This is a genomic window from Legionella sp. 27cVA30 (genome assembly GCF_024160945.1).
GTDB lineage: Bacteria > Pseudomonadota > Gammaproteobacteria > Legionellales > Legionellaceae > Legionella_A > Legionella_A septentrionalis.
The window spans coordinates 19,470-35,933 of record NZ_JAMYXK010000001.1 but is presented as its reverse complement, the minus strand read 5'-3'; the positions used below and the strand labels follow the sequence as shown (position 1 = coordinate 35,933).

Sequence of the window (16,464 nt, the reverse complement as noted above, 5' to 3'; positions counted from 1 at the left end):
GCAAGCTATTGAATTGGGAATTGGAGATTGATCATGAATGATTGCTGCTGCGCGTCAAGTTCGGTGTAATCGCTACGCATTGCTTGTAAAATCAACTTCATATTGCTGAATTGTTCGCTAAGCTGAAAATATAAAGCCGCTGATTGACTTTCCTGCAATTCACCTACGGTTAGATAAGCAGCTTGCCCCATATCGGTGAAATAATCCAGGCTGACATGGCGCTTTTTAGCCATACCAGGAAACAATCCGCAAAACAGCAGGCTTTTATCGCCCACATCGCGCAACAATTCAAGTTGCCGTTTGCCGCCCATGCGCATGGATTCCAGGAAATCCAATGCGATTACCGATTCAAGAAGATGGGTGGTTTGGGAAAACCGCATGAGCAGAAACACCAGATAACTCTCTGTATTTTCAGTTAAAATTACATGAGTCGCAGCTTGTGCTTCATTGACCAGCGCATGCCATTGGCTGATGTCGGTGGGATGCAGTATTAATTTTTTCATAATATCCACCTTGTTTTACATAGGCTTACTACTAGTTTAGCAAAGTCCTTGCCACAACATAAAAATTTACTAAGTCAGAGATTTGCCGTGCCTGCAGGATGAATCAATTATCAAAAATACAATCTTCATTGTATAATGGTAAATAATGAACAATTCTTGTTTTGCCTCTTAGAATTCATTAATGACTTTCAAGCAAAGATGGTCAACACGCTCGCTGCATTTCTGGTTAAGTTTTACCAGGTAAAGCAGCAAGCAGATCCACATGTCTTGCAAAATTCATTAGAAATTCTAGCGGCAGTTTAATTTATGAAGGTATTTATGATCGAAAAAATCCGCAACGTTGCCATTATTGCTCACGTCGACCATGGCAAAACCACACTAGTTGATAAGTTATTGCAACAGACTGGGACACTGAACGACAGGGCTCCAAAAGTTGAACGCATGATGGATTCCAATGCCCTTGAAAAAGAACGGGGGATTACCATTCTTGCGAAAAATACTTGCGTGCATTGGCAAGGGTATCAAATCAATATCGTCGATACACCCGGGCACGCTGACTTTGGCGGCGAGGTTGAACGAATTCTATCGATGGTTGATAGCGTATTGTTGCTTGTTGACGCTGTGGATGGCCCTATGCCACAAACGCGCTTCGTGACCCAAAAAGCATTCGCACGCGGATTGAATCCTATCGTTGTCATTAACAAAATTGATAGACCGGGGGCTCGTCCTGACTGGGTAATGGACCAAGTATTTGACTTATTTGATAACTTAGGCGCTACTGATGAGCAATTGGATTTCCCAGTAGTGTACACTTCTGCTTTAAATGGTTATGCCAAACTAAACCTCGAAGACGAAGCCAGTGACATGCATGCCTTGTTGCAAACTATTGTCGATCGCGTCAATCCTCCCAGCGTAGATAAAAATGGGCCATTCCAGATGCAAATCAGCTCACTGGATTATTCTTCCTATGTAGGGACCATCGGCATTGGCCGCGTCACGCGCGGACAAATTAAGGCAAAATCCCCAGTTAAGATCATCGACAAAGACGGCAATATACGCAGCGGTCGCTTATTGCAACTGCTTGGTTTTAAAGGATTGGAACGCATTGAAATGGAAGAGGCGAGTGCTGGCGATATCATCGCGGTAACTGGTATCGACCAATTAAATATTTCCGATACCATTTGTGATCCTAACCACGTGGAAGCATTACCCCCCTTAACGGTGGATGAACCTACCATCAGCATGACATTCCAGGTGAATGACTCACCTTTTGCCGGCCAGGAAGGCAAATTCGTCACCAGCCGCAAACTTCGCGAGCGTTTGGAAACTGAATTATTACATAACGTAGCATTACGCGTCGAAGATACGGAAGATCCGGATAAATTCCGCGTATCAGGCCGCGGCGAATTGCATTTATCCATCCTCATTGAAAACATGCGCCGTGAAGGATATGAGTTAGCCATTTCCAAACCCGAAGTGATTCTGCGTGAAGAACAAGGGGAAATGCTGGAACCTTACGAGCGTCTCACCGTAGATATTGAAGAAAATCATCAAGGCAGCATCATGGAAAAGCTGGGAGAGCGCCGTGGCGAGTTGCAAAATATGCTGCCTGACGGCAAAGGCCGTGTCCGCCTGGATTATGTTATTCCTACGCGCGGATTAATTGGCTTTCACACTGAATTCCTATCCAGCACATCTGGAACCGGTTTGATGTATCATGTGTATGATCATTATGGCCCTGCCATCCGCGGCCGCATTGGCAAACGCAATAATGGCGTACTGATTGCCAACTGCCAGGGTACTGCACGCGCTTTCGCACTCTTTAACCTGCAGGAAAGGGGGCGTTTATTCATAGAGCCGCAAACGGTTTGTTATGAAGGAATGATTGTAGGCATTCATGCGCGGGACAATGATTTGGTCGTCAATGTGACGAAAGAAAAGCAGCTGACTAATATTCGCGCCTCCGGCAGTGATGAGAATATTATCCTCACACCACCGGTCAAGCTTTCACTCGAGCAAGCGTTGGAATTTATTGATGATGATGAGTTGGTGGAAGTTACACCGCAATCGATTCGTTTACGCAAGAAAGAACTCAAGGAACATGAGCGTAAACGCACGGCCAGGTCTGCCAACAGCGATGACTAAATAACTCTCCTGTTTATTTGCATGCAGGTCAACAGGAGGAGCCGCTTCATAGGACAACGCATGATTAAACAAAAATTTAAACGCGTTATTTTATATGCTCGCCAGTATCGAGCCAACCAGGGTGTGAATGAAACCCTGCAGCGCCTTACCGCATTTTTGCAGGAAAAGCGTATTGAAACATTCCAGGATATCGATACGGCTGCCAGTTTCGATTTGGATGTCCCTACACTTGAACGCGACAGCATGGGTGAACAGCAAGATCTTATCGTGGTAGTCGGCGGCGATGGCAGCTTGTTATCCGCAGCCCGCATGGCAATTAAAATCAATGTTCCGGTGATCGGCATCAACCGTGGGCGTTTGGGTTTCCTAACCGATATTTCCCCCAAAGACATCGAACCCCAGATCAGTGCGGTATTAAATGGTGAATACCTTGAGGAGCGACGTTTCTTATTGCAAACCCGAATTCACGATGGCGATACCACTTATTTCCAAGGTGATGCGTTAAATGACGTCGTGCTTTCGCGCGGTACGGAAACCCATTTGATTGAGTTTGATGTTTACATCAATCAACAATTTGTAAGCCACTATCGTGCAGATGGCTTAATCCTTTCTACCCCTACGGGTTCAACAGCTTATGCGCTTTCAGCAGGTGGGCCCATCATGCATCCGCAATTAAATGCCATGGTGATGGTCCCTATGTTTTCCCATAGCCTGAGTTCACGACCTTTAGTCATCGACGGTCATGATGTGGTGGAAATAAGAATCGGCAAGAATAATGAAAGCGATTTGCAGCTAAGCTGCGACGGCCATGAGTCACGCCTGGTTAAGCCGGGACAGCAAGTAGCAATGGAAAAAAATGCACAACAATTACGCTTGCTGCATCCTCGCGATTATCATTATTATGATACGTTAAGAATAAAATTAGGCTGGGGAACAAAATCCCGGCAAGGATAATGTTTCCAACCCACTTCTGGTGCTGCTATGCTTACGTCCTTACGCATTGAAAATTTCACCATCGTCTCTAATTTGGAATTGGATTTTCATCACGGCATGACTGCGTTCACCGGCGAAACAGGTGCAGGCAAATCCATTATGATCGATGCCCTAATGCTTGCCCTTGGCGAGCGGGCTGACGCATCGGTGCTTCGTCCAGGTGCGGAAAAATGCGATATTAGTGCCTGTTTTCATATCGATCGTTTTTCATTGCCTGAAACATGGCTGCAAGAACACGATGTGGCTTGTGAAGATAACCTTATTTTTTTACGCCGCGTCATTTATAGCGAAGGGCGCTCCAAATCTTACATCAATGGCCACCCTTTCCCATTACAAAAGATAAAAGAATTAAGTTCCATGCTGGTGGATATTCACGGCCAACATCAACATCAAACCTTATTGCAGCACCCCACCCATCGTCTGCAGTTGGATCAATTTGCCGGGCACGATGAATTGTTACAAAAAGTACAGTTTTTGTATCAAGGATGCTTAAATGTAAAACAAAAAATACAACGCTTGCAAAATCAGAATGCAAGCCTTGAACGTCGCGACTTGTTAACTTATCAATTGGAAGAATTGGCAAGCCTAAACCTGCAGGAAGGCGAACTTAAAAATCTGCATGAAGAACACCAATTGTTACATCATGCGCGTGATTATCTGGATTATGCCCAACAAGTCACCCTGCGCCTGCAAGGCGATGAATCGCCAACTATTTGTCAAAACTTAAGCCAAATATTACACTATTTAAGCGCTCTGCCACAGGAACATGCGCTAATCAAAAATGCCGGCGAACTCATCAACAGCGCGTTGATTCAATGCGAAGAAGCGGCAGATGAAATTGCGCGCTTTGCTGACTGCATACAACTTGATCCGGAACGTTTGCATGCCGTGGAAGAACGGATGAGTCTCTTGCATCAAATAGCACGAAAATTTCATGTTGATCCGGAACAATTATCTGAGCATGCCCAGCAGTTACAACAAGAGCTGGATAATTTACAAGCAACTGAACAAGAACTCAAAGATTTAGAGCAACAACATCAACAGCAACTCATGGCGTATGAGCAAGCTGCCTTGCTTTTGCGTGCTTCCCGCCAGCAGCATGCAGAGAAATTAGCACAGGAAATCAGCGCAACCATCCGCCAGTTAGGCATGCCAAAAGGCTATATTACCATTGAAATAAGCCCTCTGGACAAAATGACCGCACATGGCATGGATAAGGTCGAATACAAGGTATGCACCAATCCGGGCATGCTTCCTGATACCTTAGGTAAAATTGCATCTGGTGGCGAGCTCTCGCGCATCAGCCTTGCCATTCAGATGATTACCGCACAGCGGGCAAGTACACCAACGCTTCTCTTTGATGAAGTCGATGTCGGTATAGGCGGTGCTACTGCTGCCTTAGTCGGCCAATTGCTAAGAAAGCTTGGCGAGCGGCTACAAATTTTTTGTGTAACCCATCAACCGCAAGTAGCTGCTTGTGCCCATCAACATTTCGTGGTGGAAAAACATAGCGATGACACGCAAACCTATTCTCGCATCATCCCATTAAATGATGATGAAAAAGTGGATGAGATTGCACGCATGCTCGGCGGCTTGACCATTACTGAACAAACCCGTTCACATGCACGTGAATTGCTGTTTAGTTGATGTTTATTGGCACGCATCAATAATTTTATCTTTATTGGTATAACTGCATAAGCCAAAATAATTGTCTGCATCTGTATTGATGGGTTGCTTATCAAACATGGCAAAATAATACGAATCAAAATCATCAGTAGAGGCGCGTGATTGCCACCATTGATAATAATTTTTTTCAGCTCGCATGCTGGCATTTGGATTTTGATCCGCTGAATGGCTGCTTGGCCACCCCTCCTCCGTAACAATCGCCGTTTTATCTTTCAAAATGGCATGATTGCGGATTGCTTTTAAACGCTGTGTGAATTCACCTTTGGCAGCTTGCACATCCTTTTTTTCAGGGCTCCAGAACGGATAAATATTTACACCTACATGCGTTATTTTGGCTAAAATCCCATAGGGATCATTTTTTGCCAATGCAAGCCACGCCCCATCTTGCTGCGCACTGGTAATAATAATATCTTTATTGGTGATGCTTTTCTGCAGTTTGCTTATATCGGTTGCAATGCGTTTCTGTATGCCGGTATTTGCTACTGTGAAGTTCCAATTATATATATCTTCATTACCTGCTACGATCATGACCACGCAATTCGGGTATTGGTTTGCAGAGAGTATGGCTTTATCCACTTGCTCGCCCGTTGCTTTTTCACACCAGGTTGAACAGTTGTCTTTGTTTGGATCAAATTCAAATACACCCAATGCCACTTTTAACCCCAGCGGACAAGCCAAATCCGCTAATGCCACACTTTGTTTGCCGTCCACGGTGGAAAAGCTCGAATAAAATGTTTTAACGGTTTCAAACCCGGCATTTCTAATTGCATTTAAATCTTGCTGGATGACATTTTTCATGCCATTGATATCATTTCTTTGCTGGGCAGTGGTAAAAGCAGGACTGTGCGCAGGATCATAATTAATGCCGCGCTCCAAGGCCAAAGCAGCATGGCTTACAACACTGGTTAACATCATGGCAAGAAATTTTTTCATGATGATCCCTGTGGGGAAATGTAAGTTAAGTTTAGCCTCTATTCTTATAATTGACCAATATTTAAGCAAATATGGGCTAAATTCTCTGGATTTATTCTTGTGTTAAATAAGTACGGCGCTCTTGCATGGTTTCAATACTATTCACCACGGATTGGTAACAAATTTCTTGCATGATTGGAATAGACTTTAACGGCATGCCGGAATAAATTGCATAAGCAATGAAAAAACTGTCCTGCCACAGCTTTTCTGATTTTTTGGCTTTGGATTTAAGCCAGAAAGCCACCCATAAAAAATGAAATAACCATTGCATGCGATGCTGTTCCATCTCCTGAGTAAATACAGCGGCAATTGCTTCTTCAAACTGGCATACTTTCACGCCTTCGACATAACTGCAAAAACGGTTTACAATTTTATCGATTTGCGCATTTTCCACATACCAGGATTCAGTAAAACGTTTGTTTTTAGTCCATAATTTCGAACGTTTCAAAGACTCAGCAAGCGTCTGTGGCGTGAAAGGACTTATGGAAACCGCCAACTGCTCGATAAGGGTAGGAATATCAAGTTTTTGTGGAACAAATCGCAAACCTAATTCTTCCTGCATCTCAAGTAAATGCAGATCCGGCATTTCGCCGCGTTCAATCGTTAATGCTAGAAAATGGTTGGTCATCATCAATAAATAAGAAGAATCCACCGCACGCAACATGACGCTGTCATCGAATGCCTCTTCATAATAACGCGCGACGTCTTCAGGCGGGATAGACGGCGTAATCCATGCATCTTTGACGCCAAACTCTTGTTTTAATAATAAACCGCATAAGCGGTTGTTGCGTCCATCTTTTAAATGGATAAAAATGCCCTGCGCCCCCATGCCATCAATTTCACTGGCTTTCAATTGCACACGCGGAGTTTTCTGTCCGCCATGAAATACCACACCTTTTTTGCGTTGTTTCTTAATCCAGGCGCTGAATTGATCATGGTAGTAAGCAGGATACCAATTCTTTATAGCTTGCAAGCGTGATAAGGATATGGAACTCAATTCAATCGAATCCACAAGCTGTCCCAATGTTTCCACGACAACCTGCCTTACCTCTTGTTTCGGATGCAGCAAAAGCAAAAGCGCAATATCCTGCCCTTCCTCAATATGGTAGAGATCAAGCAACAAGTCAGCAAAAAAATCCGGCGGCATCGCATAGCTTTGTGCAAAGAAATTTTCTGCAATATCAAAAGTAGACAAGTCGGATAATTCTTCAATCAAGTCGCGTATGGAATTTAAATGCGAAATTTCTTCATGTTGCGAATCTGGAAAATCTTCCTGGCTGGCCAATTCGAGGTAAGCATTTTTTAAAGTATCGGATAAATCAACATGCACTTCATAGAATGCATTCAGCACGGGAAGCCAGAAACTTAAGGTATGTTTACCTTTCATAATCGCTGCGGCAATGTTGGCCATTAATTGATTGAGTGTCCGGCCTGCCAGTTTATTATCGCCTTCAAACGCTGCCTGCAATTGGGAAACGCAGATTTCCAAAGCAAGAACGCATGCTGAATAATAAGCACGCTCTTCTTCTACTTGCTGTTCATCCAACCCATCGATCAATTCCACCAGGCGTAAAGCCAGTTCAGGTTGTTGTAGAAAATGGGCATACGTTTTTGGATGAGGAGTGTCGCTTTGTGCAATTAAAGACGCCATCTCTTCTACCCATTTTTTTAAGCTTTCCAAATCGCTCATACTGGTGGATGAACCTCGCGTGGACGGCCATGCTCATCAAGAGCAACAAAAACAAACGTGCCTTCCGTTACACGATATTTTTGTGCATCGGCCAAAGCTTCTGACCATACTTCTACCGCAATGGTCATGGAAGTTTTGCCAACTTTGATTAATTCGGCATGACAACTTATCACATCTCCCACATGCACGGGTTTGAGAAATGTCATGGAGTTGATGGCCACGGTGGCCACCCTTCCCTGCGCGATTTTTTTTGCCAAAACCCCGGCCGCCAAATCCATTTGCGAAACCAACCATCCTCCGAAAATATCTCCATTGGCATTGGTATCCGCAGGCATTGCCAGTGTTTGAATGGTTAGTTCACCACGCGGCATCTTCATTATTCGCTACCGCGCTTAAGCTTCGCTAAAGCATCGGCCATGGCCGTGTTAAACACGGTTTTTTTAGATGCCGATGCTTTCTTAGGATCAGGTTTCTTGTGCGCCTCGGCTTTTTTGACCACGTGTACTTTTTTATCAGGCTGGGGTTTGGCCGTCTTTTCCTTCTTTTGCACGACGGAGGCTTTTTCCTCATCAAGGCGCATGCTTAAACCAATGCGGCGGCGCTCCTTATCCACCTCGATCACTTTAACCGTGACAATGTCCCCGGCTTTCACTACTGCCCTGGGATCACTGATGAACCGTTTGGTCAAAGCGGAAATATGCACCAAACCATCCTGATGCACGCCAATATCCACAAATGCGCCAAAATTGGTGACATTGCTTACTACACCTTCAAGGATCATGCCTTCTTGCAAATGGCTGATATCCTCAACCCCTTCTTTAAAAGTAGCCGTTTTAAATTCAGGGCGCGGATCGCGGCCAGGTTTTTCCAGCTCTTGCAATACATCGCGCACCGTGGGTAAACCAAATTGTTCATCGACATAAGCTTCGGCATGCATACTGCGCAACAATTCCCGATTTCCGATAACTTGCTGAATACTGATTTGTTTCCCGCGAAGAATTTTTTCCACCAAAGGATACGCTTCAGGATGCACAGCAGAAGCATCCAGGGGATTATCACCATGCATGATGCGCAAAAAGCCTGCGGCTTGCTGATAGGTTTTCTCCCCCATGCGTGCAATTTCTCTAAGTTGCTCGCGATTACGGAAGACACCATGCTCATTACGGTACTGAACCAAATTTTTAGCCAAAGTTTCATTAAACCCGGAAACGCGCGTCAGCAGAGAAACAGATGCGGTATTGACATCAACACCCACCGCATTCACGCAATCTTCAACAACCCCTTCCAAACTGCGCGCCAATCGAGATTGGTTCACATCGTGTTGATATTGCCCCACACCGATAGACTTAGGCTCAATTTTTACTAACTCGGCAAGCGGGTCTTGCAGGCGGCGGGCAATGGAAACAGCGCCGCGGATAGAAACATCCAAATCAGGAAATTCTTGCGTAGCTAATTCAGAAGCGGAATAAACAGAAGCTCCTGCCTCACTCACTATGATTTTCGTCAATTTGAGATCAGGATACATTTTAATTAAATCACTCACCAAGCGCTCTGTTTCACGTGATGCAGTGCCATTGCCGATACTGATTAAATCCACATTGAATTTGGCTGCCAATTTTGCCAAAGCGGCAATGGCTTCATGCCATTCATTTTGTGGTGCGAAAGGAAAGACAGTTGTATAGTCAAGCATTTTGCCAGTGATGTCGACCACAACGACTTTAACGCCAGTACGGATGCCAGGATCGAGCCCCATAGTAACCCGCGGACCTGCTGGAGCTGCCAAAAGCAGATCGCGCAAGTTGCTGGCAAACACTTTAATTGCTTCTTCGTCAGCCAGCTCACGCAGATGCGTGAGTAATTCCAGCTCCAGCTTGGTAAACAATTTAATCTTCCAAGTCATGCGCACAGTTTCAATTAACCATGCGTCCGCTGGGCGACCTTGGTTGGCAATTTTAAAATAACTTGCTACGCGGTTTTCACCATAATTTACTTCCTCGGGCAACATCAGGCTGATTTGTAAAACACTTTCACGCCGCCCGCGGAATATCGCCAATGCACGGTGTGAAGGAATTTTTTTAATGGGTTCGACGTAGTCAAAATAATCGGCAAATTTATTACCGGCAGCTTTTTTGTCTTTGGCTCCCACGGATTTTAAAATACCATGCTCCCATAAGTATTGGCGTAACTCTGCCAATAAGTTTGCATCTTCAGCAAATTTTTCCATCAAAATCTGGCGGGCACCTTCCAAAGCAGTTTCTGCATCGGGGATAGCCGCGTCGACATTAATAAATTGGCTAGCGTGCACTTCCGGAACCAGTTCAGGATTTTCTAATAAATCCAAAGCCAAGGGTTCCAAACCTGCTTCTTTCGCAGCCATTGCTTTGGTGCGGCGCTTGGGCCGATACGGCAGATACAAATCCTCAAGACGGGTTTTGGTGTCCGCAGCACTGATGGCTTGTTCCAATTCCGGTGTCAATTTCTCTTGTTCGCGAATCGAGGTTAAGATCACATTGCGGCGTTCTTCCAACTCGCGCAGATAGTCAACACGTTCAGCTAAAGTGCGCAATTGTTTATCATCAAGCCCGCCAGTAGCTTCTTTGCGGTACCGCGCAATAAATGGCACGGTTGCGCCTTCGTCCAATAAACGTATGGCTGCGTCTACTTGCGAAACCTTGGCTTTAAGTTCCTGTGCGATGATCGCCGCAGTCGCCAAAATCTGTTGAGTCATTCCTCTCCCCGTAAAACGTACAAAAAATTCGCCACATGAAGTGGCTGCAACAAACTGGTAGCAGACACTTCATGTATTGGAAAATTTTTTTCCAATACATGAAGGCTGACATTATACTCATAGCCTGGATTTTGCGATAGCTTGTAAATTTCGCACGCTATTCCACAGTTACGGATTTTGCCAAATTACGCGGCTGATCCACATCCGTCCCCTTGGCAACAGCCACATGATATGCCAAAAGTTGTAATGGCAAGGTATAAATAATCGGCGCGATCCATTGCCCACACGCCGGTACTTTGATTAAACGGGCGCCATTTGCCGCCCATAATTGTGAATCATCCACGAAAACAAAAAGCTGACCGCCGCGGGCGCTCACTTCGTGTAAATTGGATTTTAATTTATCCAATAATTCATCATTGGGTGCCACTGCTACAACTGGCATGTCTTTATCAACCAGCGCTAATGGGCCATGTTTCAATTCCCCGGCCGGATAAGCTTCGGCATGAATATAAGAAATTTCTTTTAATTTTAACGCGCCTTCCAATGCCACAGGATACTGCACTCCCCGTCCCAAAAACAAAGCATGCGCCTTGTTCACAAACATGGCAGCGAGCGATTCAACTTCTTTATTCATCTTTAATGTACGCTCACAATCGCGAGGCAACTGCTGCAATTGTGCCAATACTTCCAAACCGCGCGCATCATGACAAAGGGCCGCAGCAAGCATCAGGAAAGCAGCCAACTGCGTGGTAAAAGCTTTCGTGGAAGCCACCCCGATTTCAACTCCGGCACGCGTTAAAAATACGAAGTCAGATTCACGGACTAACGTACTGGTTGCAACATTACAAATTGCAAATGTAGCCAGGTAATTCATTTTTTTAGCTTTAATAAGCGCCGCCAGGGTATCTGCGGTTTCTCCGGATTGCGACACAGCAATAAATAAAGTACCGTCGTTTACAACCACGTCCCGGTAACGATACTCGCTGGCAATCTCCACCTGTGTGGGCAGGCCGGCTAAAGATTCCAGCCAATATTTGGCCACCATCCCTGCATGATGGCTGGTCCCACAAGCTACAATGTGTATTTGTTTTATCTGGCTAAAAATTTTGGCGGCACGATCACCGAAGCTGCCACGCAGCACCTCAATACTGGCAATTCGCCCTTCCAAAGTATCGGCCAATACTTTACCTTGCTCAAAAATTTCTTTCAGCATGAAATGGCGATATCGGCCTTTGCTAATTGCATAGGCATCATCGTTTAATGGATACGATTCCCGCTCTACTGCTTTTCCCTCGACGTCGAACAGCTCGATACCAGACGCCGCGAGCCTGGCTGAATCGCCTTCTTCCAGATAAATAACCGATTGAGCAAACGAACGCAGTGCCAATGCATCTGAGGCAATGAATTGTTCGTCAATGCCTTGGCCTAGAACAAGTGGGCTGCCTTTGCGTGTAGCAACCAATTCATTTGGATGTTTTTGATGGATGACCCCTAGGGAAAAAGCCCCTTTCATCTTCACAGCCGTTGCCTGTACGGCCTTTAACACGGAATGAAACTGTTGGTAATGATGGTGAATCAAATGGGCTGCTACTTCCGTATCCGTTTCCGAAGTAAATGCATAACCTAAGTCTTGTAAATATTGGCGCAACTCTTCATGATTTTCGATGATGCCATTATGCACTACAGCTATTTCGTTATGCGACACATGCGGATGCGCATTTTCCTCGCACGGCCTGCCATGCGTAGCCCAGCGTGTATGCGCGATGCCGATATTGCCCGTCATGGTGGTCTTTGCCATGGCATCCGCCAAGGCTTGTACCTTGCCCTGGATGCGCAAACGATTGAGCTGTTGGTCATTATCTATGATTGCAATTCCTGCAGAGTCATAACCGCGGTATTCAAGCCGGCGCAAGCCTTCCAATAAAATTTTACCGATTTCCCTATGTGATACTGCTCCCATTATCCCGCACATAACCACTCCTCATTCGTAACCATCATCGATGATATGAGCTACTTTTTAATACAAAGCAACGGATTATGCCACAATCCAAGCTGCGACCAAATATTTCATACCAATTCCATCAATTTGCTTTTTTCAGCAAGCGGGCACGATCACGTTGCCAGTCCCTTTCTTTAATTGTATCGCGTTTATCGTGAGTTTTTTTACCTTTTGCCAAGGCAATTTTCACTTTGACACGGTTTTTCTTCCAATACATCGACAACGGGACAACCGTATATCCCTGCCGCTCGACACTGCCAATCAGTGTATTCAATTCGCGTCTGTTTAGCAGCAGCTTGCGCGTACGCGTGGCATCCGGATGTATATGCGTCGAAGCCGTGGGCAACGGCTGAATTTGCGAACCTAGCAGCCAGGCTTCGCCATGCTTGATGATTACATGCGCATCGGCAAGATTAATTTTTCCAGCGCGCAAACTTTTTACTTCCCAACCTTCCAACGCGATGCCAGCTTCATATTCTTCTTCTACAAAATAATCAAAGCGCGCTTTTTTATTAATCGCAATGCTGCTTTCTTGTTTCGCCATGGGAATTACCCCCAACCAATTACCCAAAAAAATACAGTTAGGATATCATGATACAATGCACAGACCTAAGGAGAATGTTCAATGAACATCAATGATTCAATCCCTTCCCTTTCTTTTCAGGCGACCAATGGGCTTTCAGCTCATTTCGATAATTACCGCGGCAAATGGCTGGTCCTTTATTTTTACCCTAAAGATTCCACACCAGGCTGCACGCGGGAAGGGCAGGAATTTCGCGATCACCAGCAAGAATTTTTGCAATTAAACGCAATCGTGTTTGGAATTTCTCGCGATAGCCTAAAATCGCATGAAAACTTTAAAGCCAAACAGCAGTTTCCTTTCGAATTGATAAGCGATGCAGATGAGACACTGTGCCAAGCTTTTGATGTTATCAAAATGAAATCGATGTATGGCAAGCAAGTGCGCGGCATTGAACGCAGTACTTTCCTCATTGATCCTGAGGGCAAATTACGTCATGTGTGGCGTAAAATCAGCGTGCAAGGACATGTCGAAAACGTTTTAAATACATTGAAAGAATTGCAAAGCGAGGCAAACGCAGGTGCATGACTGGTATGGTGCAGCTTAAACGCTTGACGGCAACCATGCCCCTGCTCACAATGAAGCAATTTGGTAATAAGGATTAGGATTATGGATAATAAGTGCAAAAATTATAAACTTTTCGTGCTGGATACGAATATCCTCATGCATGACCCGGCCGCCATATTCAATTTCGAAGAACACGATATCTATCTGCCCATGGTGGTTTTAGAAGAATTGGATAACCATAAAATGGGTATTTCCGAGGTTGCGCGCAACGTACGGCAAACCAACCGCATCCTGGTCGAATTAATGGCCAATGCGTCCCATGCACAAATCGTGGAGGGACTTCCCATCCCCAATTTTTTCTCTGATAAAACACGCAGCAGTGGGCGGATCTTCTTTCAGACCGATGATTTTGAACATCTGCATCCCATTTCGCTGCCTGGGCATAAAGTCGATAATACCTTGCTGGCTACAGCCTTGGGATTGCAAAAAAAACACCCCAATAAGCAAATTATCATTGTGTCGAAAGACATTAACCTGCGCATTAAAGCCGGAATCCTTGGCATAGTTGCAGAAGATTATCACAGCGATCAAGTGCTGGATGACGTTAATTTATTGCACAGTGGCTTGCATGTTTTGCCGAATGATTTTTGGGATACGCATGCCAAAGACATCAACGCCTGGAAAGAAGGTGGGGAAACGTTTTACCGCATCAGCGGGCCTTTAGTCAGCCAATGGAATTCAAATGATTGTTTAAGTACGGAAGATGATCAATTCCAAGCGCTAGTTAAAAAAATTCAACCTGAGCATGTTATCGTGCAAGTAGCACATGATTACACGCAAAATAAACACGCCGTGTGGGGAATAACAGCGCGCAACCGCGAGCAGAATTTTGCCCTTAACATGTTGCTTGATCCGGAAATAGATTTCGTCACGTTGCAAGGCCCTGCCGGTACGGGGAAAACTTTACTGACAATTGCAGCAGGACTTACGCAAGTCTTGGATTTAAAACGCTATACGGAAATCATTATGACCCGTGTCACCATCCCCGTGGGCGAAGACATCGGTTTTCTGCCGGGCACAGAAGAAGAAAAGATGACACCCTGGATGGGGGCGTTAATGGATAATCTTGAGGTATTGCACAGCGCACAAGAAGGCGGCAGTTTTGGACGCAATGCCACAGCCGACTTACTGCAAAATAAAATTAAAATACGCTCGTTGAACTATATGCGGGGGCGTACTTTTTTAAACCGTTTTATCATTATCGATGAAGCGCAAAATTTAACATCCAAACAAATAAAAACGTTAGTCACCCGTGCCGGTCCGGGTAGTAAAATCATCTGTCTTGGTGATATCAAGCAAATCGACACACCGTATTTGTCTGAAACCACTTCAGGCTTGACCTTTGCAGTCGATCGCTTCAAAAACTGGGAGCATAGTGCCCATATGACGCTGACCCGCGGCGAACGCTCAAGACTTGCATATTATGCTGCAGAACATTTATAGTACACCTTTTAGAGATCGTGTTTGCATTATGCAATGTGTCCGAGCAATAAGCGCCTTACGTTTTTGCTCGGACACAGGCAAGCACGAATACTCGCAACACAGGATAAACCATGTCTATTCAAGCTATAACTTTTGATGACGTTTTGCTCGTCCCTTCTTACAACCACCACGAATCACGTCGGGTCGTAGACATCAGCATGACCGATCGATTAGGCAAGCTGACCCTGGAGTTGCCTGTCATCAGCTCCAATATGGATACCATTACTGAAAGTAAAATGGCCAACTTCATGCACAGCAAGGGAGCAATTGGCGCGTTGCACCGTTTCTTAAGTATTGAAGACAATATCCGTGAATTTAAAGCGTGCAACGGCCCTGTATTTGTTTCCATTGGCTGCACCGCGGCAGAGCTGGAACGGGCTGAGGCTTTGCGCGATGCAGGTGCTGAATATTTTTGTGTCGACGTGGCGCATGCGCACGCAAAATACGTTGGAAAAACCTTAAAAAATTTACGTCAATTACTGGGGACACGCTGCATCATGGCCGGCAATGTCGCAACCTACGCAGGCGCTGATTACCTGGCTTCATGCGGAGCTGACATTATTAAAGCTGGAATTGGCGGGGGCTCTGTTTGCAGCACACGCATCAAAACTGGTTTTGGTGTCCCCATGCTGACTTGCATTCAGGATTGCGCTCGTACAGATCGCTCTATTGTAGCAGACGGCGGTATCCGCACTTCAGGCGATATCGTGAAAGCGCTTGCTTTCGGCGCCGATTTTGTCATGATTGGCGGCATGCTTGCCGGAACCACACCGACGCCTGGCGATATCATCAGCAAAGAAGACGGTATCCAAGTGAAACGTTATCGCGGCATGGCTTCTCGCGAGGCACAAGAAGATTTTCTTGGGCAAATGCATGAATGGAAAACAGCGGAAGGCGTAGCTACGGAAGTGCCTTACCGTGATCAGCAAGATGCCATCATAGCAGATATCATTGGAGGCTTACGCTCCGGACTAACCTATGCAGGAGCGGATTCCATTAGCGAATTGCAGCGGAAATTAAATTATGTACTGGTGACGCAAGCAGGCCGTATAGAAAGTCTGCCGCATAAACTAATGGAGCGTTGAGCAAACCCTCCAGCGTCTGCCATCATCCTTAAGC

Annotated in this window: 13 protein-coding genes; 6 read left to right on the top strand and 7 right to left on the bottom strand. The window is 45.4% G+C overall.

The features are described from left to right. Positions 1 to 5: 5 nt before the first annotated feature. The gene (locus tag NKV53_RS00170) at positions 6 to 503 is read right to left on the bottom strand and encodes a hypothetical protein (protein WP_126953420.1); all 498 of its coding nucleotides are present in this window, start codon (positions 501 to 503) and stop codon (positions 6 to 8) included. Between the two features lie 318 nt (positions 504 to 821). On the opposite strand from NKV53_RS00170, the gene typA reads away from it, so the two are divergent. From typA to recN, 3 genes are read left to right on the top strand one after another with little or no spacing between them, the layout of a single operon-like run. After that, complete coding sequence (gene typA / locus NKV53_RS00165) at positions 822 to 2,648, top strand: translational GTPase TypA (protein WP_127032786.1); 1,827 nt, start codon at positions 822 to 824, stop codon at positions 2,646 to 2,648. Positions 2,649 to 2,708: 60 nt separating this feature from the next. Next, on the top strand, positions 2,709 to 3,602 hold the full coding sequence (locus tag NKV53_RS00160; protein ID WP_199737628.1) for an NAD(+) kinase: 894 nt from the start codon (positions 2,709 to 2,711) through the stop codon (positions 3,600 to 3,602). Positions 3,603 to 3,629: 27 nt separating this feature from the next. Continuing rightward, positions 3,630 to 5,288: a DNA repair protein RecN gene (recN, locus tag NKV53_RS00155; protein ID WP_126953421.1), complete on the top strand. Its 1,659-nt coding sequence runs from the start codon at positions 3,630 to 3,632 to the stop codon at positions 5,286 to 5,288. A 3-nt stretch (positions 5,289 to 5,291) separates the two neighbouring features. Here the strand turns inward: recN and NKV53_RS00150 are convergent, their stop codons facing one another. From NKV53_RS00150 to smpB, 6 genes are all read right to left on the bottom strand, one after another. Further along, positions 5,292 to 6,260 (bottom strand): hypothetical protein, encoded by a 969-nt coding sequence (locus NKV53_RS00150; RefSeq protein WP_126953422.1) that lies wholly within the window; start codon positions 6,258 to 6,260, stop codon positions 5,292 to 5,294. A 91-nt stretch (positions 6,261 to 6,351) separates the two neighbouring features. Next, a complete protein-coding gene (locus NKV53_RS00145) occupies positions 6,352 to 7,989 on the bottom strand; it encodes a hypothetical protein (RefSeq protein ID WP_126953423.1) in 1,638 nt (545 codons plus the stop codon). Next, a complete protein-coding gene (gene yciA, locus NKV53_RS00140; protein ID WP_127032778.1) occupies positions 7,986 to 8,366 on the bottom strand; it encodes an acyl-CoA thioester hydrolase YciA in 381 nt (126 codons plus the stop codon). Before yciA ends, NKV53_RS00145 begins: the two co-directional genes overlap by 4 nt. Then, positions 8,366 to 10,717: a Tex family protein gene (locus tag NKV53_RS00135; RefSeq protein ID WP_253350496.1), complete on the bottom strand. Its 2,352-nt coding sequence runs from the start codon at positions 10,715 to 10,717 to the stop codon at positions 8,366 to 8,368. The genes yciA and NKV53_RS00135 overlap by 1 nt, the downstream gene beginning before the upstream one ends. A gap of 157 nt (positions 10,718 to 10,874) precedes the next feature. After that, the gene (gene glmS, locus NKV53_RS00130) at positions 10,875 to 12,689 is read right to left on the bottom strand and encodes a glutamine--fructose-6-phosphate transaminase (isomerizing) (protein WP_253350494.1); all 1,815 of its coding nucleotides are present in this window, start codon (positions 12,687 to 12,689) and stop codon (positions 10,875 to 10,877) included. 109 nt (positions 12,690 to 12,798) lie between these two features. Then, positions 12,799 to 13,260 (bottom strand): SsrA-binding protein SmpB, encoded by a 462-nt coding sequence (smpB, locus tag NKV53_RS00125; RefSeq protein WP_253350492.1) that lies wholly within the window; start codon positions 13,258 to 13,260, stop codon positions 12,799 to 12,801. A gap of 81 nt (positions 13,261 to 13,341) precedes the next feature. On the opposite strand from smpB, the gene NKV53_RS00120 reads away from it, so the two are divergent. From NKV53_RS00120 to NKV53_RS00110, 3 genes are all read left to right on the top strand, one after another. Further along, a complete protein-coding gene (locus NKV53_RS00120; RefSeq protein WP_126953428.1) occupies positions 13,342 to 13,824 on the top strand; it encodes a peroxiredoxin in 483 nt (160 codons plus the stop codon). Between the two features lie 81 nt (positions 13,825 to 13,905). Further along, complete coding sequence (locus tag NKV53_RS00115; protein ID WP_126953429.1) at positions 13,906 to 15,306, top strand: PhoH family protein; 1,401 nt, start codon at positions 13,906 to 13,908, stop codon at positions 15,304 to 15,306. A gap of 110 nt (positions 15,307 to 15,416) precedes the next feature. Continuing rightward, entirely contained in the window at positions 15,417 to 16,430 is a 1,014-nt protein-coding gene (locus tag NKV53_RS00110) for a guanosine monophosphate reductase (RefSeq protein WP_126953430.1), read from the top strand. The last annotated feature ends 34 nt before the right edge of the window (positions 16,431 to 16,464 follow it).

Excerpts from the sequence above, each read along its gene's own strand:
- NKV53_RS00170 (WP_126953420.1), bottom strand. The coding sequence starts at position 503 with ATGAAAAAATTAATACTGCATCCCACCGACATCAGCCAATGGCATGCG.
- typA (WP_127032786.1), top strand. The coding sequence starts at position 822 with ATGATCGAAAAAATCCGCAACGTTGCCATTATTGCTCACGTCGACCAT.
- NKV53_RS00160 (WP_199737628.1), top strand. The coding sequence starts at position 2,709 with ATGATTAAACAAAAATTTAAACGCGTTATTTTATATGCTCGCCAGTAT.
- recN (WP_126953421.1), top strand. The coding sequence starts at position 3,630 with ATGCTTACGTCCTTACGCATTGAAAATTTCACCATCGTCTCTAATTTG.
- NKV53_RS00150 (WP_126953422.1), bottom strand. The coding sequence starts at position 6,260 with ATGAAAAAATTTCTTGCCATGATGTTAACCAGTGTTGTAAGCCATGCT.
- NKV53_RS00145 (WP_126953423.1), bottom strand. The coding sequence starts at position 7,989 with ATGAGCGATTTGGAAAGCTTAAAAAAATGGGTAGAAGAGATGGCGTCT.
- yciA (WP_127032778.1), bottom strand. The coding sequence starts at position 8,366 with ATGAAGATGCCGCGTGGTGAACTAACCATTCAAACACTGGCAATGCCT.
- NKV53_RS00135 (WP_253350496.1), bottom strand. The coding sequence starts at position 10,717 with ATGACTCAACAGATTTTGGCGACTGCGGCGATCATCGCACAGGAACTT.
- glmS (WP_253350494.1), bottom strand. The coding sequence starts at position 12,689 with ATGTGCGGGATAATGGGAGCAGTATCACATAGGGAAATCGGTAAAATT.
- smpB (WP_253350492.1), bottom strand. The coding sequence starts at position 13,260 with ATGGCGAAACAAGAAAGCAGCATTGCGATTAATAAAAAAGCGCGCTTT.
- NKV53_RS00120 (WP_126953428.1), top strand. The coding sequence starts at position 13,342 with ATGAACATCAATGATTCAATCCCTTCCCTTTCTTTTCAGGCGACCAAT.
- NKV53_RS00115 (WP_126953429.1), top strand. The coding sequence starts at position 13,906 with ATGGATAATAAGTGCAAAAATTATAAACTTTTCGTGCTGGATACGAAT.
- NKV53_RS00110 (WP_126953430.1), top strand. The coding sequence starts at position 15,417 with ATGTCTATTCAAGCTATAACTTTTGATGACGTTTTGCTCGTCCCTTCT.